Genomic DNA, 17,459 nt, shown 5'->3' on the forward strand with positions numbered 1-17,459 from the left:
GAGGGCATCTCTTCGCCCGTGGAACGCCGGCGAAGAGATGCCCTCATTTGGAAACTGCTATTAGCTTCGGGTTAGGACCTGGATAGGCTCTGCCGAGGCTGGCTCCGGGGAGGCTGGTTCGGGGGAAGGGGCAGCGGCGGCGTGCTCGGCCAAAACCCCTGTCCGGTGCCTGATACGGAGGCGGTAAAGGAGCGTTCCGCCGATGATCACCGCAGCAACGAACATAACGCCGCCCCACTGCAGGTACCACTCGAAGGGCGGTACTGAGTTGTAAATCTCCGGCCGTGGCCAGATCAGGTTCAACGTCATCGCTCCACCCCAGAGCACTGCCACTATGTTCACGGGCAGTCCCCATTTGCCGAGGCTGAACCCCGGTTCGGATCCGTCGTCCTTCAGGGGCCACTTCTTAAGGAACCGGCGCCGCAGCATTGGCACGGTGACCAGCAGGTAGGAGAGGTAGATCAGGACGATGCTGATGCTGGAAAGAATCGTGAAGATGGCCGGCTGGGAGATGTTGACGATCAGCGGGATCACCGCCACTGTACCGATAACGATGGCAGCCACCGTGGGGGTTTTGCGGGTGGGGTGAACTTTGCTGAGCTGGCGGCTGAAGGGGAGGTTGTTGTCCCTGGCCATGGCGAACATCATGCGGATTGCTGCTGCATGCACGGCCAGCGTGCAGACCACGACTGCCACCACGATGCAGACCAGGAAGGCCTTGCCGAAGGGGCCGCCCAGCACCGAAAGAACGATGTACTGCAAACCGCCATCGGCAGCTCCCAGCTTGGGATCGGACAGATCGGGTGCGGCCAGGATTCCGCCAAGGAGGAGTAGTCCGCCCAAGAGGAAGGACGCCGTAACAGCACGCAGGATAGCCTTGGGAGCCGTGCGCTTGGGGTCCTTGGTTTCCTCGCCGAGGGAGCTGGCGGTGTCGAACCCGTACATGACGTAGCCGGACGCCATGGCGGCAATCATGAACACCCCGAAGAAGCCCAGAGGATGTCCTTCGCCGAATCCGGCAGTGTCCAGGAGGACTTCCGGTCCCCGCACCGAATGCCAAATCAGTGCCGCGATCAGCAGGACGGCCGCAACCAGTTCTACGAATACGCCCACACTGTTGATCATGGTCATGAGTTTCACGCCGAAAGCGTTGATGAGTGTGGAAATGCCGATCATGATGCTGGCGAGGATGACACCGTTGACGGCGAAGTCGTAAGGGCCGGTTCCATCGCCCACAAGCTGGAAGCCGCTCCAGATCTGCGGCAGGGTGATTTGAAGGGCCAAGGCAACTGATCCCAGCGCCATGATCGAGGAAAGCAGGAGCAACCAGCCCGCCAACCAGGCCCACGTTCCGCTTGAGAGCCGTTTGGCCCAGTTGTACACAGATCCAGCCACCGGGTAGCGGCCGGCCAATTCGGCAAAGCACAGGGCCACCATCAGCTGGCCGACAAAGACGATGGGCCATGACCACGCGTAGGCGGGTCCGGCCGTGGAAAAGCCGAAGTAAAAGAGTTGAAAAACGCCGGTGAGGATGGAGATGTAGCTGACGCCGGCGGCGAAGCTGGCGAACTTGCCGATGCTGCGGTCAAGGGTTTGCGCGTAGCCAAACTCGTCCATGCCGCTTGCATCGCTCTTGCTGGGTCCTAATTTGCTGGGTTCTGACATTCGAACTCCTAACTCAGACGTGCACCGAATGGTGATGACCTGCGGCCGCCATTGGTCGCAGTCGAAATCAAAAGGCCGGGCACCACTATGTGCCTCCGGCTGTTCCCCCATTTGTTGTTACGGGGCTGGCTGGGCCTTCGATGTGGTCGAAGTCCGGACCATGCCCGCCAAGCCGCAACCGTATAGGTGTGGCGTGGGTCATAAGAAGAGGTTAGTTCAGATTGAACAGGCGTTCAAGACTTGTTATGAACAAATGTTCAAGATAATGTGGCGCCTTTTCAGGCATAGCGCCCCTGGACGCGGAAACGCGGACACGGAAACGTGAGCACGGAAACGCGGGCACGGAAAACGCCGGTGGGGGCGCTGGGTGTGCACCCTCCACCGGTGCTTTCAGTGGCAACCACCTGCTCAGGCGGGGGTCAAGCTGAAGTCCGCCACCGCCGTCGTGGTTTCATCTGTCCGGCTGGCCTTGATGAGGTCCGCGCATCGCTCACCAATCATCATGACGGTGATGTTGGGATTGACGGTGACGTGCTCGGGCATGACGGAGGCATCCGCAACGCGCAGGCCGGTGACGCCCTTGACCCGCAACTCCGGATCCAGCGGGGACATGTCATCGTCCACGGGACCCATCCGGACAGTGCCGACGGGGTGGTAGACCGTGTTGTGCGTTTTGCGGATGTAATCCTGCAGTTCCTCGTCCGTCTGTGCCTCGATACCAGGGGAGAGCTCCCGGCCGGCCCATTCAGCCATGGCGGGCTGCGCGGCGATTTCCCGCGCCTTGCGGATGCCGGCAACCATGACCCGCATGTCGTGGCCCTCCGGATCCGTGAAGTAGCGGGGGTCAACCATCGGCTTGTCGCGGAAGTCCCGGCTGCGGAGCCGGACGGTTCCGCGGGAACGGGCGTGGGTGACGTTCGGGGTGAGGCTGAAGCCATTCTCCGTGGTGGGGTAGCCGTAGCGAAGGGTGTTCATGTCGAACGGGACAGAGCCGTAATGCATCATCAGGTCGGGGCGATCCAAACCCTCTTCGGTTGGGGTGAAGATACCGATCTCCCACCACTGGGTGGAGCTCTCCACCATCGGCTGCTTTGCCTCGAACTGCACCACGCCTTCCGGGTGGTCCTGCAGGTGTTCGCCGACACCGGGGGAATCGACCACCACGTCGATGCCGTGTGCTGCGAGATGCGCGGCCGGGCCGATGCCGGAGAGCATGAGGAGCTTGGGAGAGTCGATGGCTCCCGTGGACAGGATGACCTCGCGATGCGCTGTGAGCCGGTGGGTCCGGCCGAAAGCCGAGTCGACGACGTCGACGCCGGTGCAGCGCTTGTCTGCGTCGAACACCAGTTGGCGGGCACGCAGGCCGGTCAGCAACGTGAAGTTTTCACAATCGATGATGGGGTGGATGTAGGAAACCGAACTGGAGGAACGCGTCCCATCGGAACGGCGGTTGATCTGGAAGAAATTGGCCCCGTTGATCACGGTGCTGCCGTCATTGAACTTTGCGCGGGGGATGCCGGCCTGCTCGCAGGCGTCAAGAAGCGCGACGCCGGTGGGATCCGCCGGGGGCACGTTCATCAGGTGCACGGGCCCCGAGTCGCCATGGTGGGGAGCATCCGGGCCCGCATCCTCGTTGGTTTCCAGCCGCTTGTACAAGGGCCAGGCGGCAGCAGCGTTCCAGCCAGTGGCGCCATACTTTGACTCCCACTCGTCCAGATCTTCACGAGGAGCCCAGAAAGCGATACAGGAGTTATGGCTCGAGCAGCCACCCATGACCTTGGCGCGGGCGTGGCGCATGAAGGAGTTGCCGTTCTCCTGCGGTTCCACTGGGTAGTCCCAGTCGTACCCCGACTCCAGCAGTTCCATCCATCGGTCAAGCTGCAGAATCTCGGGGAGGCCGCGGTCATCCGGACCAGCTTCAACCAGTGCAACGGAAACGGAAGGATCCTCGCTCAGTCGTGCGGCCACTGCAGCGCCGGCAGAGCCGCCGCCGATGACGACGTAGTCGAACCCTCGGTCATTGAGGTTCTCGATGTTGTCGGTGTGCATCTATTTCTCCTTGCTGCGGTCAGCGAACCAGCCCGTTACCTGCGGGTTGGTGTTCTGGTAGATGTGCTTGGCTTCCTGGTATTCAGCGAGTCCGGCGGGACCGAGCTCGCGGCCGACGCCGGACTGGCCGAAGCCGCCCCATTCGGCCTGTGGAAGGTAGGGGTGGTAGTCGTTGATCCAAACGGTGCCGTGGCGCAGGCGGCCTGCTACCCGTTGCGCCTTGCCTGCGTCCTGGGTCCAGACGGCGCCGGCCAGTCCGTAGATGGTGTCGTTCGCGGTGGCCACGGCTTCGTCTTCCGTCCGGAAGGTTTCCACCGTTACTACCGGGCCGAAGGCTTCGTCGACCACAACCGACATCCCGCGTTGGACGCGATCCAGGATGGTCGGCTGGTAGTAATAACCGGCGTCGTATTTCTCCCCTTTAGGCGCTGCGCCGCCACACCGCAACCTTGCGCCTTCCGCCACGCCACGCTGGACGTAGGCATCCACCTTGTCGCGGTGGGCTGCGGAAATCAGCGGTCCGGTCTCGGCGGACTCATCGAACGGGCCACCGAGGCGGATGTCCTTTGCCCTGCGGACCAGCTCGTCGACGAAGCGCTCGGCGATGGATTCCTCCACCACCAGCCGTGCCCCGGCGGAGCAGACCTGGCCTGAGTGCACAAAGGCCCCGTTCAGCGCATTGTCTACGGCGGCGTCGAAATCAGCGTCAGCAAACACGACGTTGGGGTTCTTGCCGCCGAGCTCAAGCGCCAGCTTCTTAACCGTGCCGGCTGCCGCGGCGGCAATGCGCTTGCCGGTTTCCAATCCGCCGGTGAAGGAGACCAGGTCAATGTCAGGGTGCTCCGACAGGGGTGCGCCCGCCTTGGCGCCCGGGCCTGTCACGAGGTTGGCGACGCCGTCGGGCAGGCCAAGGTCCTTGAGCAGCTGCATGGCAAGGATTGCGGTGGACGGGGTCAGCTCGGCCGGCTTGAGGACGAAGGTGCAGCCAGCCGCCAGTGCGGGCGCGATCTTCCATGCAGCCTGCAGCAGCGGGTAGTTCCACGGCGTGATCAAACCGCAGACGCCAACGGGCTCGTAGACGATTTTGCTGGCGACGGCGTTGTCCCCGGCGTCGACTACCCGGCCCGCCGACTGACCGGCGAGCCTTCCGAAATATTCGAAGCAGGCAGCGATGTCGTCAATGTCGATACGGCTTTCGATGATCCGCTTGCCGGTGTCCAGCGATTCGGCGCGGGCGAACTTCTCCCGGCGTTCGCGCAGTTCCGCGGCGACCTTCAGCAGGAACGCACCGCGATCGGGCGCCGGGACAGAGGACCAGACGCCGGAGTCAAAGGCTGCCCGAGCGGCAGAAATGGCGCGCTCGGCATCTTCGCGGCCAGCTTCAGACACCGTGGCGACCAGTTCGCCGTCGGCCGGGTTGTGGATTGTGCGGACCGCGCCGGACGCAGCCGGCTCCCACGAGCCGTTGATGAAAAGCGTGGATGCGGTTTCGGAGAATGTGGCTTGGGTCATACATTGGAGATTAGTGCATCTTGAACATCTGTTCAAGGGTACGTATGAACAAATGTTCAAAATTTTCGGGCTGCGCGTTAGGTGCTGCTACTGCCATTCCGGGGCAGACAACAACGGCGCCCCTACCGTTGCCGGAGGGCGCCGTCGTGGTCCGAAGGGGCTATTCGTAGAATTCGATTCTTGGCTCTCCGATGACTCCACCGCGTTTCATGGCTTCCTGGAGTTCGGGGTTGGCGAAGAAGGCCTGCGCCTTCTCTACTGAGTCAAAATAGTGCAGCACGAGCACGGTGTCGGGGTCATCCGCCTTCCGGTGGAAAGATTCCTGTGTGACGCCGCCCGCGGCCTGCAGATCCGCAACGCTTTTATAGACGTCATGCCATGCGCCAAAATCAGCCACTTTGTGGGTAACAACGGACAGTGCCATGGACTTCTCCTTAGGGTGGTGTAGCTCAAAAACCGGGACGGCGGGGGCCGGCGTCCCGCGTCAGACTCTGCGAGGCTGTCAGTCCTCAGGTCCCGCCGTCTGGAAATTGTGGACATCGAAATAGCTGATCTCCGGCTGCGCGATTCCGAGTTCGGCTGTAACTGGGCCGAGCTTGTTTTGATAGAAGGAATCGGCTTGTTCGCGGGTCCGCCATACATCCACGATCCGGGCGCCATGGTCAGTCCCCGATACCCAATGGAAAAGCCCGCCCGGGGCCCCGGGTCCGCCCGGAGCGAGTCCTAGTCGCTGCACCACTTTGTCATAATCCTCCAGGGTGCCTTCGGTGAAATCCATGATTACTGCAATGGCCATAATGGACCTCCAATGGGATTGGCGGGGGATGATCCCACTGCCATTCGCAACGCTAGACCCGCCCAAATATGCGGTCAATAGGCCCCTGACGGGGAGTAAGGAGGCTGCTCTGCAGGGGCGGTTTGGGTGCAGTGTTGCTACGCAAACCACCGGCGATTCCCATGGGCGGCGACCGTCAGCCAAGCTCGGCCCGGCGGCCGGGCTCGGCTCCGTACTCTGACCACCCGCCTGCGTAGAGGCGGCCGCGGCCAAGTCCTGCATGCTCGAGAGCGAGAAGGTTGTGGCAGGCCGTGACGCCTGATCCACAGTAGGAGATGACGGCAGCCGCATCTTCGATCCCAACCTTCGCAAACGCTCGTCGGACCTCGGCGATCGGGCGCAGGCGTCCATCCGGGGCGAGGTTCCCACGGCACGGGACGTTCACGGCGCCGGGGATGTGTCCGGCTTGGGGATCGGTGGGCAGCTGCAGGCTTCCGTCGAAGCGGTCGGCATTCCGGGCGTCGAGAATGATCCCGGCAGCCCCTGCGCTAATGTCCTCAAGCCGGGCTAGAAGCTCCTTCGGCCACGGAGACGGCGTGAAAGTCGCGGGCGTCGGCTTGGCGGGTATCGTCTCGAGCGGTCCTGTCCACGCGGCAATCCCGCCGTCGAGCAGCGCCGCCCGATGCCCCAGCGCACGCAGCATCCACACGAGCCGCGCTGCGATGACTCCTCCCGCGTCGTCATACGCGACGACGGTCGTTGAGTCGCCGATTCCCAAGGAAGACATTCCCTGTGCGAACACTTCGGGGTCGGGAAGAGGGTTCAGGCCGTGTGGTCCCGAGCTGCCCGACAGCCAAGAGTCCAGGTCCACGAACACCGCGTCTGGAAGATGCCCGCCGTCGTACGCTGCACGGCCTGACGCGCCGTCGAGGTACCACCGAACATCAGCGGTGACAACGTTGGTTCGGTGTGCCTTGAGCCATTCGGCATCAACAAAGGGCGGAAGGTCCGCTGGGGTTATCCGACGATCATCCATACAGTGCAGGCTAGAGGGTGCGTCCACTATTCGAGCAAAAACGTCCCATTATGTGGACTGGTGTGCATGCGTCTCAACGGTCGCTGTGACGCGAAGGGGCGAAAGCGATCTGCTCCGTGCGGGCAATGCCACGCTCGATGGCCGCCTTGTCTATGCCCAGGAGCGTGGTGAGCCACATGCCGTTTTGCACGACGACGATGTCTGCTGCGCGCTCCCTGCTCTCATCGGCGGAAAGCTCTGGTTTGGCATTCCCTATGAGTGTGGCAAGCCCGTCCAGATACCGGTCGAAGGCCGCCGCGTTGATCCGTGCAAAGTCCTCGTGAGCTTGGGCGAGGGCCCAGAGGTGGAGGCGGAGGGACAGATACGGAGTGGTCAGGAGATCGGGGTCTGCAACGCGCCGAAGTGACTCCCGGAGTTGCTCCTCAGGGGTTGACGCCGGCTCCGGCTCCACGAGCATGAGGTCGTGCTCTTCGATCCGGTGCAGCACCGCGCGGATCAAGCTCGACTTGTCCTCGTAGTAGTAGTTCACGAGCCCCAGCGCCACACCGGCTTCGCGTGACACGGCACGCATGTTGATGCCCGAAATGCCGTGGCGTGACAACAGTTCCAAGGCAGCCTCGAGAATGCGTGCTTGCCTGTCAACCTGTTCGCCGGACTTTGCGGTGCTTGTACCCATTCGGTCAGACTATTGCCAAACCCGGATCAGCGCATCCCGGACGACTACAGGTTTCCTTCTGCGTAAACGCGCAGGGCGTCCCGGACGAACGTCGCTCCTGACTCCCCGCCATAGTTCGCGGCAAATCGAGGGTCAGCGACGTACATTTCGCCGAGGCCTGTGACGTAGCCCTTTACGTCTCCACCGGGAGTGGCGGACGGTGTGCCGGGGATTCCGCGGAGCCACTCGACGTGGCGCCTTGCCAGTTCTTGTGCTTCAGCGCTGTCGGGTGTGATTCCGGACGTCGCAGCGGAGATCCAGTCGCTCCCCAGTTTCCGGGAGCGTTCCTTCCATTGCTGCTTTTCTTCGGCGCTCATACCGCGCCACCAAGCGTCACTGGTGGCGTAAGCGTCCTTGCCCCAGCGCTCCTCTACCTCGTCCTTGTACTGAGTGTGGTCGAAGCCGTCAAACATGTCCTGTGCCATGTACTTTCCATCCCCTTTCAACGTGTCAATGGTTTGCCGCACTGATGCGATTTGCCGTGCCAGGCGGTCCTGCTCTTGCCCAAGCCATTCCAGGTGGCCGCTCAACGCCTTAACGGTGTCGGTCTCCCGGGCAAGCACGTCGGCAATCGCGGGCAAGCCCAGTCCAAGCTCCCTGAGCAGGAGGATCCGCTGAAGCTGTACCAAGGCCGGACCGTCGTAATAGCGGTAGCCGTTATGACCGGTCCGGCTTGGCTTGAGCAGCCCAATATCGTCGTAATGACGCAGCGTGCGGCTGGTGGTCCCTGCCATCTTGGCGATTTCCTGGATCGACCAGTCCATGTCTCCTCCGTCCTGGCCCTCTTGTTCCTGGCTTGTCCTTTGACAGTAATGGTTGACGTTACGTCAAGGTCAAGGGGGTGGATTGGAGGAATTAGTCGGCCAGGATCAGGTACAGCGCGCGCCGGGTTTCGTCGAGCTTCTCGATTGCCGCCCTGCGTTGTTCGTCGGTTGCCGCACCGCGGAACTGGTGGACGACGCCCATGAGTTTCCCGATGCTTTGGTGGAACTCTTGCATGTTTCCGTCCGCCTCGGTGTTCCAGGCGTTGGCGAGTTCTTCTTCATGCTCGGCAACGTAGGCGCGGCCGTCGTCCGTCAATGTGAATTCCGTCCGACGCCCCTCGCCCGCGGCTGTGATGAGCTCTTCATCAACCAGCTGCTGCAAGGTGGGGTAGACGGATCCGGGGCTGGGCCGCCAGGCTCCGGAGGTCTTCTCGGCGATGGTCTTGATCAGTCCGTAGCCGTTGGAAGGAGCCTCGGCCAGCAGGGAGAGGATCGCCGCGCGGACGTCGCCGCGGTTGCGCCGTGGACCGCCCGGCCCGAAGCCGCGGGGCCCGAAGCCGCCAGGGCCAAACCCGCCAGGTCCGAATCCCGGACCGAAGCCCGGCCCGAATCCGCCCCCGCCGTGGCCGCCCGGTCCGCGACGGCCTTTGCCTCGATTGAAGCGACCTCGACCATGTCCATGCTCGGGATGTCCGTGGCCGTGTTCAGGGAAATTGTTGTCGTGTTCGTTGATGCCTTTCATAACAGCATCGTCCTTTCGGTAGTGGTTCACCGAAGGAATATCGGCGATAGTTAACGATATATCGGTAACTATCGGAACGTCAATAGCCGTTTTTGGGGAGCGAGCATCGGGTGGAAACGGTTGGGATGTGAGCGAGCATCGGGTGGAAACGGTTGGGACGTGAGCGAGCATCGGGTGGAAAGGGTTGGGATGTGATCGAGCATCGGGTGGAAACGGTTGGGATGTGATCGAGCATCGGGTGGAAACGGTTGGGATGTGAGAGAGCGTTAAAGCCCGACGGCGGGTGCGGACTTCACGAAAAAGTCCGCACCCGCCGTCGAGCTTCCCAGGAAGTTACGAAAGGGGAGTGACGTAGGCCCCTGAGATACCGCCATCCACCAGGAACGTGGAGGCCGTAATGAAGGAAGCGTCGTCGCTGGCGAGGAACGCGACTGCCGCGGCCAGTTCCTCCGGTTCGGCAAAGCGACCCAGGGGCACGTGGACCAGTCGACGGGCTGCCTTTTCCGGATCCTTGGCGAAGAGTTCCTTCAGCAGGGGAGTGTTCACCGGTCCTGGGCAGAGCGCGTTGATACGAATGCCCTGCCGCGCAAACTCGACGCCGAGTTCCCGGCTCATGGAGAGAACGCCGCCCTTGGACGCGCTGTAGGAAATCTGGGAAGTTGCAGCGCCCATGACAGCCACGAACGATGCCGTGTTGATGATGGAGCCCTTGCCCTGCTCCTGCATGTAGGGAATGGCGTACTTGCAGCAGTAGTAGACGGAGGTCAGGTTCACTTCCTGCACCCTGCGCCAGGCGTCGATTCCCGTGTCCAGGATGGAAGCGTCGTCGGCGGGGGAGATGCCGGCGTTGTTGAAGGCGATGTCTACGCTGCCGTACGTCTCTTTTGTCTGGGCGTAGAGGTTGCGGACTTCTTCTTCGCTGGTGACGTCCACCTTGACGAACAGGCCGCCCACTTCACTGGCGGCGGCGATCCCGGAGGTCGGTTCGATGTCGGCGATCACGACGTTGGCGCCCTCAGCGGCCATCCGGCGTGCTGTGGCCAGGCCGATGCCGCTGGCACCGCCAGTGATGACTGCGCTGCGGCCGGCGAGACGGTTGGAAACTACTGATTGCATTGGTGCTCTCCTTTGAAAAGTGGAAAAAGATCAGGCTGACGGGGTGGAAATGAAGACGTTCTTGACCTCGCTGAAGGCATCCAGGGCGTCAGGGCCGAGCTCGCGGCCAAGGCCGGACTGCTTGAAGCCGCCAAACGGGGTGGAGTATCGGACGGACGAATGGGAGTTCACCGAGAGGTTGCCCGATTCGACTCCCCGGGCTACACGCAGTGCTCGGTCCACCTTTGAGGTCCAGATGGACCCAGACAGGCCGTACTCAGTGTTGTTGGCGATCCGGATAGCGTCCGCTTCGTCGTCGAACGGCACCACGGCAACCACCGGGCCGAAGATCTCATCCGTGAATGACGGAGCTTTCAGGTCCGGCGTCAGCACTGTGGGCGGGAACCAGAAACCCGGCCCTTCCGGCGCCTTCCCCCGGAAGGCGACCGGTGCGCCGTCGGGCACGAAAGCGGACACCGTACTGAGTTGCTGGGCCGAAATCAAGGGACCCATAGTTGTGGCCGGATCTGCAGGGTCTCCGACGCGCATGCCGAGGACCTCGGGCTCCAGCAATTCCAGGAAGCGTTCGTAGACGCCTCGCTGCACAAGGATCCTGGAGCGTGCGCAGCAGTCCTGCCCGGCGTTGTCGAAAGCGCCACCGGGGGCGGCGGCCGCAGCCATCTCAAGATCGGCGTCGTCGAAAACGATGTTGGCGCTCTTGCCGCCCAGTTCAAGCGTCACGCGCTTCACCTGGTCCGCGCAGCCGGCCATGATCTGCTTGCCCACGCCGGTCGAGCCAGTGAAGACCACCTTCCTGACCGCTGGATGCGTCACGAACCGCTGGCCCACCACGGAACCCTTGCCGGGAATCACTTGGAAGACGCCCTCAGGAAGGCCGGCTTCAAGAGCCAGTTCACCAAGGCGGATGGCTGTCAGCGGTGTCACCTCCGCCGGTTTGAGCACCACGGTATTGCCTGCGGCCAGGGCGGGAGCGAACCCCCATCCTGCTATCGGCATCGGGAAATTCCAGGGAACAATGATGCCAACAACCCCCAGCGGCTCGTGGAAGGTGATGTTGACCCCGCCTGCCACGGGAATTTGGCGGCCGAAATGACGTTCTGGAGCGGCCGAGTAGTAATTGAGGACATCGCGGACGTTGCCCGCTTCCCATCGCGCGTTGCCAATGGTGTGCCCGGCGTTGCGCACCTCCAGTTGCGCGAGGTTCTCCAGGTCATTGTCGACGGCGGCAGCGAACCGTCGCAGCAGCAGCGCCCGGTCCGCGGGGGCAACGGCCCGCCACGTCTCGTAGGCAGCGGCTGCCTTGGCAATGGCGGCGTCTGTTTCCGCCACGCCAGCGAGCGGAACGGTCTGGATGACCTCCTCCGTGGCCGGATTGATCACATCAAACACTGTTGCTGTCATGCGGGGGACATCGCTTTCATGGTTGCGTTCTGGTCTGAGCGGTAGCTGGCGGCAGCCTCCACAAAGCCGCGGAACAGCCGGAGATCCTCGGGGTTCTGTTCCGGATGGAACTGGACCCCCAGCACCCAGCCGCCCTCGGTTGCTTCAACGGCCTGGGCCAGGCCATCCGCGGAGCGGGCCGTGACGCGCAGGGCTTCAGGCATGGTCTCCAAGGCTTGGTGGTGGTAGCAGGGGGACGTGGCGGAGCCGCCCAGCAGGTGGTGGATGAGGCTGCCCGGGGTGGTGGTGAAGGATGCCTCTCCATAAACACCAGGTGCCGGCTGGCTCTTGCTGTCAGGAATGACGTCGGGGATGTGCTGGATCAAGGTGCCGCCCAGTACGACGTTGAGGAGTTGCGCTCCCCGGCAGATCGCGAACAGCGGGAGTTCGCGCTCAAGCGCGGCACGGATCAGGGCGGAATCGTGCCTGTCCCGCAGCGGCTGTGGTTTGGTGGCAGGGTGGGGCGCCTGGCCGTAGAGGGAAGGATCGACGTCGGGACCTCCCACCACGATCAAGCCGTCCACCAGATCCAGCACGGATTCGTCGGTGCCCAACGGAGGGAGCAGGATGGGTGTTCCTCCGGCAGCGACCACCGCCTCCACGTACGTTCCCGGGAGAATCGCCGCCGTCGTATTCCACACTCCCCAAGATGCCTCTTGAAGGTAACTGGTGAGCGCGATCCGCGGCCGGTAAGTTTCAGAGACGTTCGAAGCCACGGACCCGCTCCCAATCTGTGATGGCGCTGTCATAGGCGGTGAGCTCCACGTTGGCGGCGTGGACGTAGTGATCCACCACGTCGTCGCCGAAAGCCTTGCGCGCAATGCTGCTCTCGGCCAGGAAGTCCCGCGCGTCCCGCAACGTGGTGGGGAGCCGATCCGCGTCCGACTCGTAAGCATTGCCCTTGGTGATTGCCGGCAACTGGAGATCGTTTTCGATGCCATGGATGACAGCGGCGATCATTGCAGCCACTGCCAGATAGGGGTTCACGTCTCCGCCGCCCACACGGTTCTCAGTGCGGAGGCCCCGGCCGTGGCCCACCACGCGGAGTGCGCAGCTGCGGTTGTCCAGGCCCCAAGCGATCGCAGTTGGTGCGAAGCTGCCCTCCACGAAGCGTTTGTAGGAATTGATGTTGGGCGCCAGGAAATAGGCGAGTTCGCGCAGCGCCGCGAGTTGACCGGCAACGAACCGTTCCATCAGGGGACTAAAGCCGTGTTCGCCGTCGCCCGCCAGTACGGGGTTCCCGTCCAGGTCGGTGAGGCTGAAGTGGATGTGGCAGGAGTTGCCTTCACGCTCATTGAACTTGGACATGAACGTGATGCTCTTGCCGTGCTGGTCCGCGATTTCCTTGGCGCCGTTCTTGTAAAACGTGTGCTTATCGCAGGCGGCGAGGGCTTCATCGAAGCGGAACGTGATTTCCTGCTGACCGAGATTGCATTCGCCCTTGGACGACTCGACCACCAAGCCCGCAGCTTCCATGTTGTTGCGGATGGAGCGGATCACTGGTTCCAGCCGGGCGGTGGCAAGGAGCGAGTAGTCCACGTTGTACTGCGTCGACGGCGCGAGGCCGGTGTAGTTCTTCTGCCAGGCCTGGTTGTATGAGTCATCGAACATCAGGAATTCAAGCTCGGTCCCTACATGGGCCCGGTAGCCCAGCTTTTCGAGCCGCTCGATCTGGGCCTTCAGGATCTGCCGCGGTGATGCTGCCACCGGTGTCCGGTCCGTCCACAGGACATCGCACTGCACAATGGCTGTGCCTTCGAGCCAGGGAACCCGGCGAAGCGTCGAAACGTCCGGCAGCATCACCATGTCCCCGTAGCCCGTTTCCCAGGACGACATCGCGTAACCGTCCACGGTTTGCATCTCAACATCCACGGCGAGCAGGTAGTTGCAGCCCTCCGCGCCGTGATCAAGAACGTCTTCGAGGAAGGAACGTGCACCGCAACGCTTGCCCTGGAGGCGACCCAGTGCATCGGTGATGGCGACAATGACAGTATCGATCTCGCCGCTTGCTACTGATTCGCGCAGTTCGTCGACGGTGAGCTGCCGGTTCCGGCTGGACTCTTGGATGTGGGAATTCATGATGTCTCCGCAGTGTGGTTCTGTGAGTGGATGTCAGGTTCTGCTGGCTGTTACTTCAGCTCGGCCTCGGCCATGGCGAGTTGGGCGAACTCTTCTTCGGGTGCGCCCGCCACGATCCGGTGCCGGCTGTAGAGCCAGTAGTAAAGGAGGGCAGCGGCAAAAATCGCTGCCGTAATGGAAGCGGCAAAGACGTCGACGACGAACGTCGCCACGACTGCCACCGCGGACAGGACCAGGGCAATCGACGTCGTGACGATCCCGCCCGGCGTCCTGTAGCCGCGTTCCAAATTGGGTTCCTTCTTGCGAAGGACGATGTGCGAGAGGTTCAGCAGGACGTAGGAAACGGTCGCGCCGAAGACTGCGATGTTGATGAGCAAGGCGCCGTCGTGGGTGATCGCCGCAAGGAGGAAGCCGATGGTGCCCGGAACGATCAAGGCCCAGTATGGGGTGCGCCGCTTCCCGGTCAGGGAGAGCCAGCGTGGCAGGTATCCGGCCCGTGAGAGGGCAAACAGTTGCCGTGAGTAGGCGTAAATGATGGAGAAGAAGCTGGCCACCAGCCCAGCCAGGCCCGCGTAGTTAATGAAGTCCGCGAGGAAGGTGTTGCCGCCATAAGCAATGCGCAGGGCTTCCGGAAGCGGGTTGTCGGATCCGCTCATGGCTTGCGAGCCGGCTGCTCCCGGGACCAGGACCAGCATGAAAGCGCCAAAAATGACCAGGATGATGACGGCCACAATGATTCCCCGGGGCATGTCCCGCTTGGGATTCGAGGTTTCTTCAGCCGCGAGCGGAACGCCCTCCACTGCCAGGAAGAACCAAATGCCGTAGACCAGGGCCGCCAGGATGCCGCTGATACCCATGGGCAGGAAGGCGCTGGAGCCTGCGGATCCATCGGGAACAATATCGAACAACCGGGCGGCATCGAACTTGGGAAGGAGGCCGACGACGGCGGCGGCCAAAGCGATGGTGGCCACCGCGGTGATGGCGAACATGATCTTCAGGGCTTCGCCGACTCCGCGGATGTGAATGCCGATGAAGATGACGTACGTGACCAGGTAGACCGGCCATGAGTTGGTGAGGCCAAAGAGGCCAAGTGCCTCTACGTAGCCGCCGATGAAGGTGGCAATAGCGGCCGGCGCCACCGCGTATTCGATGAGGACCGCCATACCTGTCGCAAATCCACCGAGGGGTCCCAGTGCCCGGCGGGCGAATGCATAGCCAGCCCCCGCCGTCGGGAGCGTTGATGAGAGCTCAGCGAGCCCGAAAACCATGCAGGTGTACATAACCGCCATGAGCAGGAAAGCGATCAGCAGGCCACCCCAGCCTCCTTGTGCCAGGCCCAGGTTCCAGCCCGCGAAATCGCCAGAGATCACGTAGGCCACTCCGAGCCCCGCGAGGAGAACCCATCCAGCGGCACCCCGTTTGAGGCGCCGGTGCTTCAAATACTCATCCTCGCCGCCGGGCGGCTGGTGCACTGTTTCCATGCGTGTTCCTATCGTCTGAGGAATGCTTCTGGGAAAAGTCGAGCGGGGGATCAATCAGATCCTAAAGGACTGTTTTCAGTCCAAAGTGTGCTTCAAAGTCTGGAGGCTCCTTCGGCGGGAGTCAAGACTTTTCTCAAAACCTGATGACTTGGATCACAATTGGAGGCGTGTCCAATGGTTTCTTTGATGACCTTTATTGGTCAGCGTGGGTAGCATGGAGGCAGCAGCGCCCTGTGAACGGCCTCACTTATTGGCGCAGCCCGCATTCCGTGGAAGGAGATGCCGTGCCGGACTCACCGTTTGGCCCGTCGTTCTCGATGCTGCGCCCAGTCAGGGGCGGCAACGCGTTCGAAGAGACCATCGAACACATTCTGCAGACGATCAAGCTGGGGATCTTCGCCCCGGCCGAAAAACTGCCGCCCGAGCGAGAACTGGCCGAACAATTGGGAGTCTCCCGGGCCACCCTTCGCGATGCCTTGGGGGAGTTGCAGAGTGCCGGCTATCTGGAAGTCCAGCGCGGCAGGTATGGGGGAACGTACGTCTCCGCATCGGCAGTCCAGCGCCAGCCGGATCAAGGGCCGCTCGACCCCGCCGAGGTGGAGGACGTCCTGCTCTTCAGGTCCATCATCGAGCCCGCCGCTGCTTCTTTGGCCGCCAAAGCGGACCTCTCTGCGGCTGCCCGGAGGCACCTGCAGGTCTGTCTCTCCGAAGTGAGCGCTTCCCCCGCCGTGGGCTACCGACCCCGCGATGCCCGGTTCCATATCGCAGTCGCCGAATTGTCCGGCTCCGCCAGCTTGGTGGGCGCGGTGGCCGAAACACGGTCAAGGCTCAACGAACTCCTGGACCGGATACCCTTGCTCAGCACCAACCTGGAGCACGCCAACGAACAGCACACCGAGATCGCGGAGGCCATCCTGCGCGGCGATGCCCCCGCCGCTGAACGGGCAACTATTGAACACCTGGAAGGAACGGCTTCATTGCTGCGCGGCTTCCTCGCCTGATCCTCGCTCACATCCGACGGGTTTTTTACGGTTCCTCTCGCACATCCCACGGGTTTCTGGGGATCGTTCTCTCATATCCGGCGCGGTTGCGGCCGAATCACAGCGGGGCCGAATCACGGCGCAATATGGTTGAGCCTTTGTCATGCGGCTGACTAGTGTTGGACACATGCGCGAACTCCAGGCCAAGATCATCGAGGAAATGGGCGTCCAGCCCCGGATCAACCCCCAAGAGGAGGTCCGCAAACGGGTCACGTTCCTGAAGGAATACGTGAAAGCCACGCGCACAAACGGCTTTGTGCTGGGCATTTCCGGAGGACTTGATTCCACTCTGGCCGGCCGACTGGCGCAGCTGGCAGTCGAGGAACTGGAAGCTGAAGGCGTCAATGCGAACTTTGTCGCGGTCCGACTCCCCTACGGTATCCAGCACGACGAAGACGACGCCCAGGCGGCCTTGGACTTCATCAAGGCCAAGACCGAACGGACCTTCAACATCTCCCGCGCGGTGGACGGGTTCGAGGAAGAGTTCGAGAAAACCATCGGCGCTGAAATTTCCGACTTCCACAAAGGCAACACCAAGGCCCGCGCCCGCATGGTTGCCCAGTATGCAATCGCAGGGGAACACAACTACCTGGTGATCGGCACAGACCACGGCGCCGAATCCGTTACGGGGTTCTTCACTAAATTTGGCGACGGCGGTGCGGACATCCTGCCGCTGTTCGGTCTGAACAAGCGCCAGAACCGCGAGCTCTTGGCTGAGCTGGGCGCTTCCGCGCGACTTTGGCAGAAGGTTCCCACGGCTGACCTGCTGGACGACAAGCCGGGCCGTACCGATGAAGACGAACTCGGAGTCACGTACGACCAAATCGACGACTACCTTGAAGGCCGCGAAGTTCCCGACGGCGTCGCGGAGCTCATCGAGCAGAAGTACCTCCGTACGCGCCACAAGCGCACAGTGCCGGTAACCATCTTTGACACGTGGTGGAAATAGCCTCCCGGTTCCTCGCTCACATCCCACGGGCTTTTTAGGATCGTTCTCTCACATCCCACGGGTTATTGGGCGATGCTCTTTCACGTCCCACCGAGC

16 protein-coding genes are annotated in these 17,459 nt (G+C 62.4%); 2 read left to right on the forward strand and 14 right to left on the reverse strand.

The features are described from left to right. Positions 1-60: 60 nt before the first annotated feature. From ACFX4T_RS15245 to eat, 14 genes are all read right to left on the reverse strand, one after another. On the reverse strand, positions 61-1,665 hold the full coding sequence (locus tag ACFX4T_RS15245; protein WP_223947758.1) for an APC family permease: 1,605 nt from the start codon (positions 1,663-1,665) through the stop codon (positions 61-63). A 408-nt stretch (positions 1,666-2,073) separates the two neighbouring features. Beyond that, entirely contained in the window at positions 2,074-3,714 is a 1,641-nt protein-coding gene (locus ACFX4T_RS15250) for a GMC family oxidoreductase (protein WP_377652573.1), read from the reverse strand. Further along, the gene (locus tag ACFX4T_RS15255) at positions 3,715-5,226 is read right to left on the reverse strand and encodes an aldehyde dehydrogenase family protein (protein WP_377652574.1); all 1,512 of its coding nucleotides are present in this window, start codon (positions 5,224-5,226) and stop codon (positions 3,715-3,717) included. A gap of 160 nt (positions 5,227-5,386) precedes the next feature. After that, entirely contained in the window at positions 5,387-5,650 is a 264-nt protein-coding gene (locus ACFX4T_RS15260) for an antibiotic biosynthesis monooxygenase (protein WP_216922184.1), read from the reverse strand. 78 nt (positions 5,651-5,728) lie between these two features. Beyond that, complete coding sequence (locus ACFX4T_RS15265) at positions 5,729-6,022, reverse strand: hypothetical protein (protein ID WP_216922182.1); 294 nt, start codon at positions 6,020-6,022, stop codon at positions 5,729-5,731. Positions 6,023-6,197: 175 nt separating this feature from the next. Further along, positions 6,198-7,037: a sulfurtransferase gene (locus ACFX4T_RS15270; RefSeq protein WP_377652575.1), complete on the reverse strand. Its 840-nt coding sequence runs from the start codon at positions 7,035-7,037 to the stop codon at positions 6,198-6,200. Between the two features lie 73 nt (positions 7,038-7,110). Further along, complete coding sequence (locus ACFX4T_RS15275) at positions 7,111-7,713, reverse strand: TetR/AcrR family transcriptional regulator (protein WP_377652576.1); 603 nt, start codon at positions 7,711-7,713, stop codon at positions 7,111-7,113. 44 nt (positions 7,714-7,757) lie between these two features. Further along, positions 7,758-8,516 carry a MerR family transcriptional regulator gene (locus tag ACFX4T_RS15280; RefSeq protein WP_377652577.1) on the reverse strand — a complete coding sequence of 253 codons (759 nt, stop codon included), beginning with the start codon at positions 8,514-8,516 and terminating at the stop codon, positions 7,758-7,760. 91 nt (positions 8,517-8,607) lie between these two features. Further along, on the reverse strand, positions 8,608-9,258 hold the full coding sequence (locus ACFX4T_RS15285) for a PadR family transcriptional regulator (RefSeq protein WP_223947764.1): 651 nt from the start codon (positions 9,256-9,258) through the stop codon (positions 8,608-8,610). A 333-nt stretch (positions 9,259-9,591) separates the two neighbouring features. Next, positions 9,592-10,374: a 3-oxoacyl-ACP reductase gene (locus tag ACFX4T_RS15290; protein WP_216922177.1), complete on the reverse strand. Its 783-nt coding sequence runs from the start codon at positions 10,372-10,374 to the stop codon at positions 9,592-9,594. 30 nt (positions 10,375-10,404) lie between these two features. Beyond that, positions 10,405-11,775 (reverse strand): aldehyde dehydrogenase family protein, encoded by a 1,371-nt coding sequence (locus ACFX4T_RS15295; RefSeq protein WP_377652578.1) that lies wholly within the window; start codon positions 11,773-11,775, stop codon positions 10,405-10,407. Then, positions 11,772-12,530: a gamma-glutamyl-gamma-aminobutyrate hydrolase family protein gene (locus ACFX4T_RS15300; protein WP_377652579.1), complete on the reverse strand. Its 759-nt coding sequence runs from the start codon at positions 12,528-12,530 to the stop codon at positions 11,772-11,774. The genes ACFX4T_RS15295 and ACFX4T_RS15300 overlap by 4 nt, the downstream gene beginning before the upstream one ends. Then, on the reverse strand, positions 12,511-13,893 hold the full coding sequence (locus tag ACFX4T_RS15305; protein WP_377652580.1) for a glutamine synthetase family protein: 1,383 nt from the start codon (positions 13,891-13,893) through the stop codon (positions 12,511-12,513). Before ACFX4T_RS15305 ends, ACFX4T_RS15300 begins: the two co-directional genes overlap by 20 nt. Positions 13,894-13,943: 50 nt before the next feature. Next, positions 13,944-15,374 (reverse strand): ethanolamine permease, encoded by a 1,431-nt coding sequence (gene eat, locus ACFX4T_RS15310; RefSeq protein ID WP_377652581.1) that lies wholly within the window; start codon positions 15,372-15,374, stop codon positions 13,944-13,946. A gap of 284 nt (positions 15,375-15,658) precedes the next feature. Between eat and ACFX4T_RS15315 the strand changes: the two genes are divergently transcribed. Together ACFX4T_RS15315 and nadE are read left to right on the forward strand one after the other, a co-directional pair. Beyond that, entirely contained in the window at positions 15,659-16,375 is a 717-nt protein-coding gene (locus ACFX4T_RS15315; protein WP_377652582.1) for a FadR/GntR family transcriptional regulator, read from the forward strand. 166 nt (positions 16,376-16,541) lie between these two features. Continuing rightward, positions 16,542-17,363 (forward strand): ammonia-dependent NAD(+) synthetase, encoded by an 822-nt coding sequence (gene nadE / locus ACFX4T_RS15320; protein ID WP_223947771.1) that lies wholly within the window; start codon positions 16,542-16,544, stop codon positions 17,361-17,363. Positions 17,364-17,459 lie beyond the last annotated feature (96 nt).

It is taken from the genome of Paenarthrobacter sp. YIM B13468, assembly GCF_042788025.1.
Classification (GTDB): Bacteria; Actinomycetota; Actinomycetes; order Actinomycetales; family Micrococcaceae; genus Arthrobacter; species Arthrobacter aromaticivorans.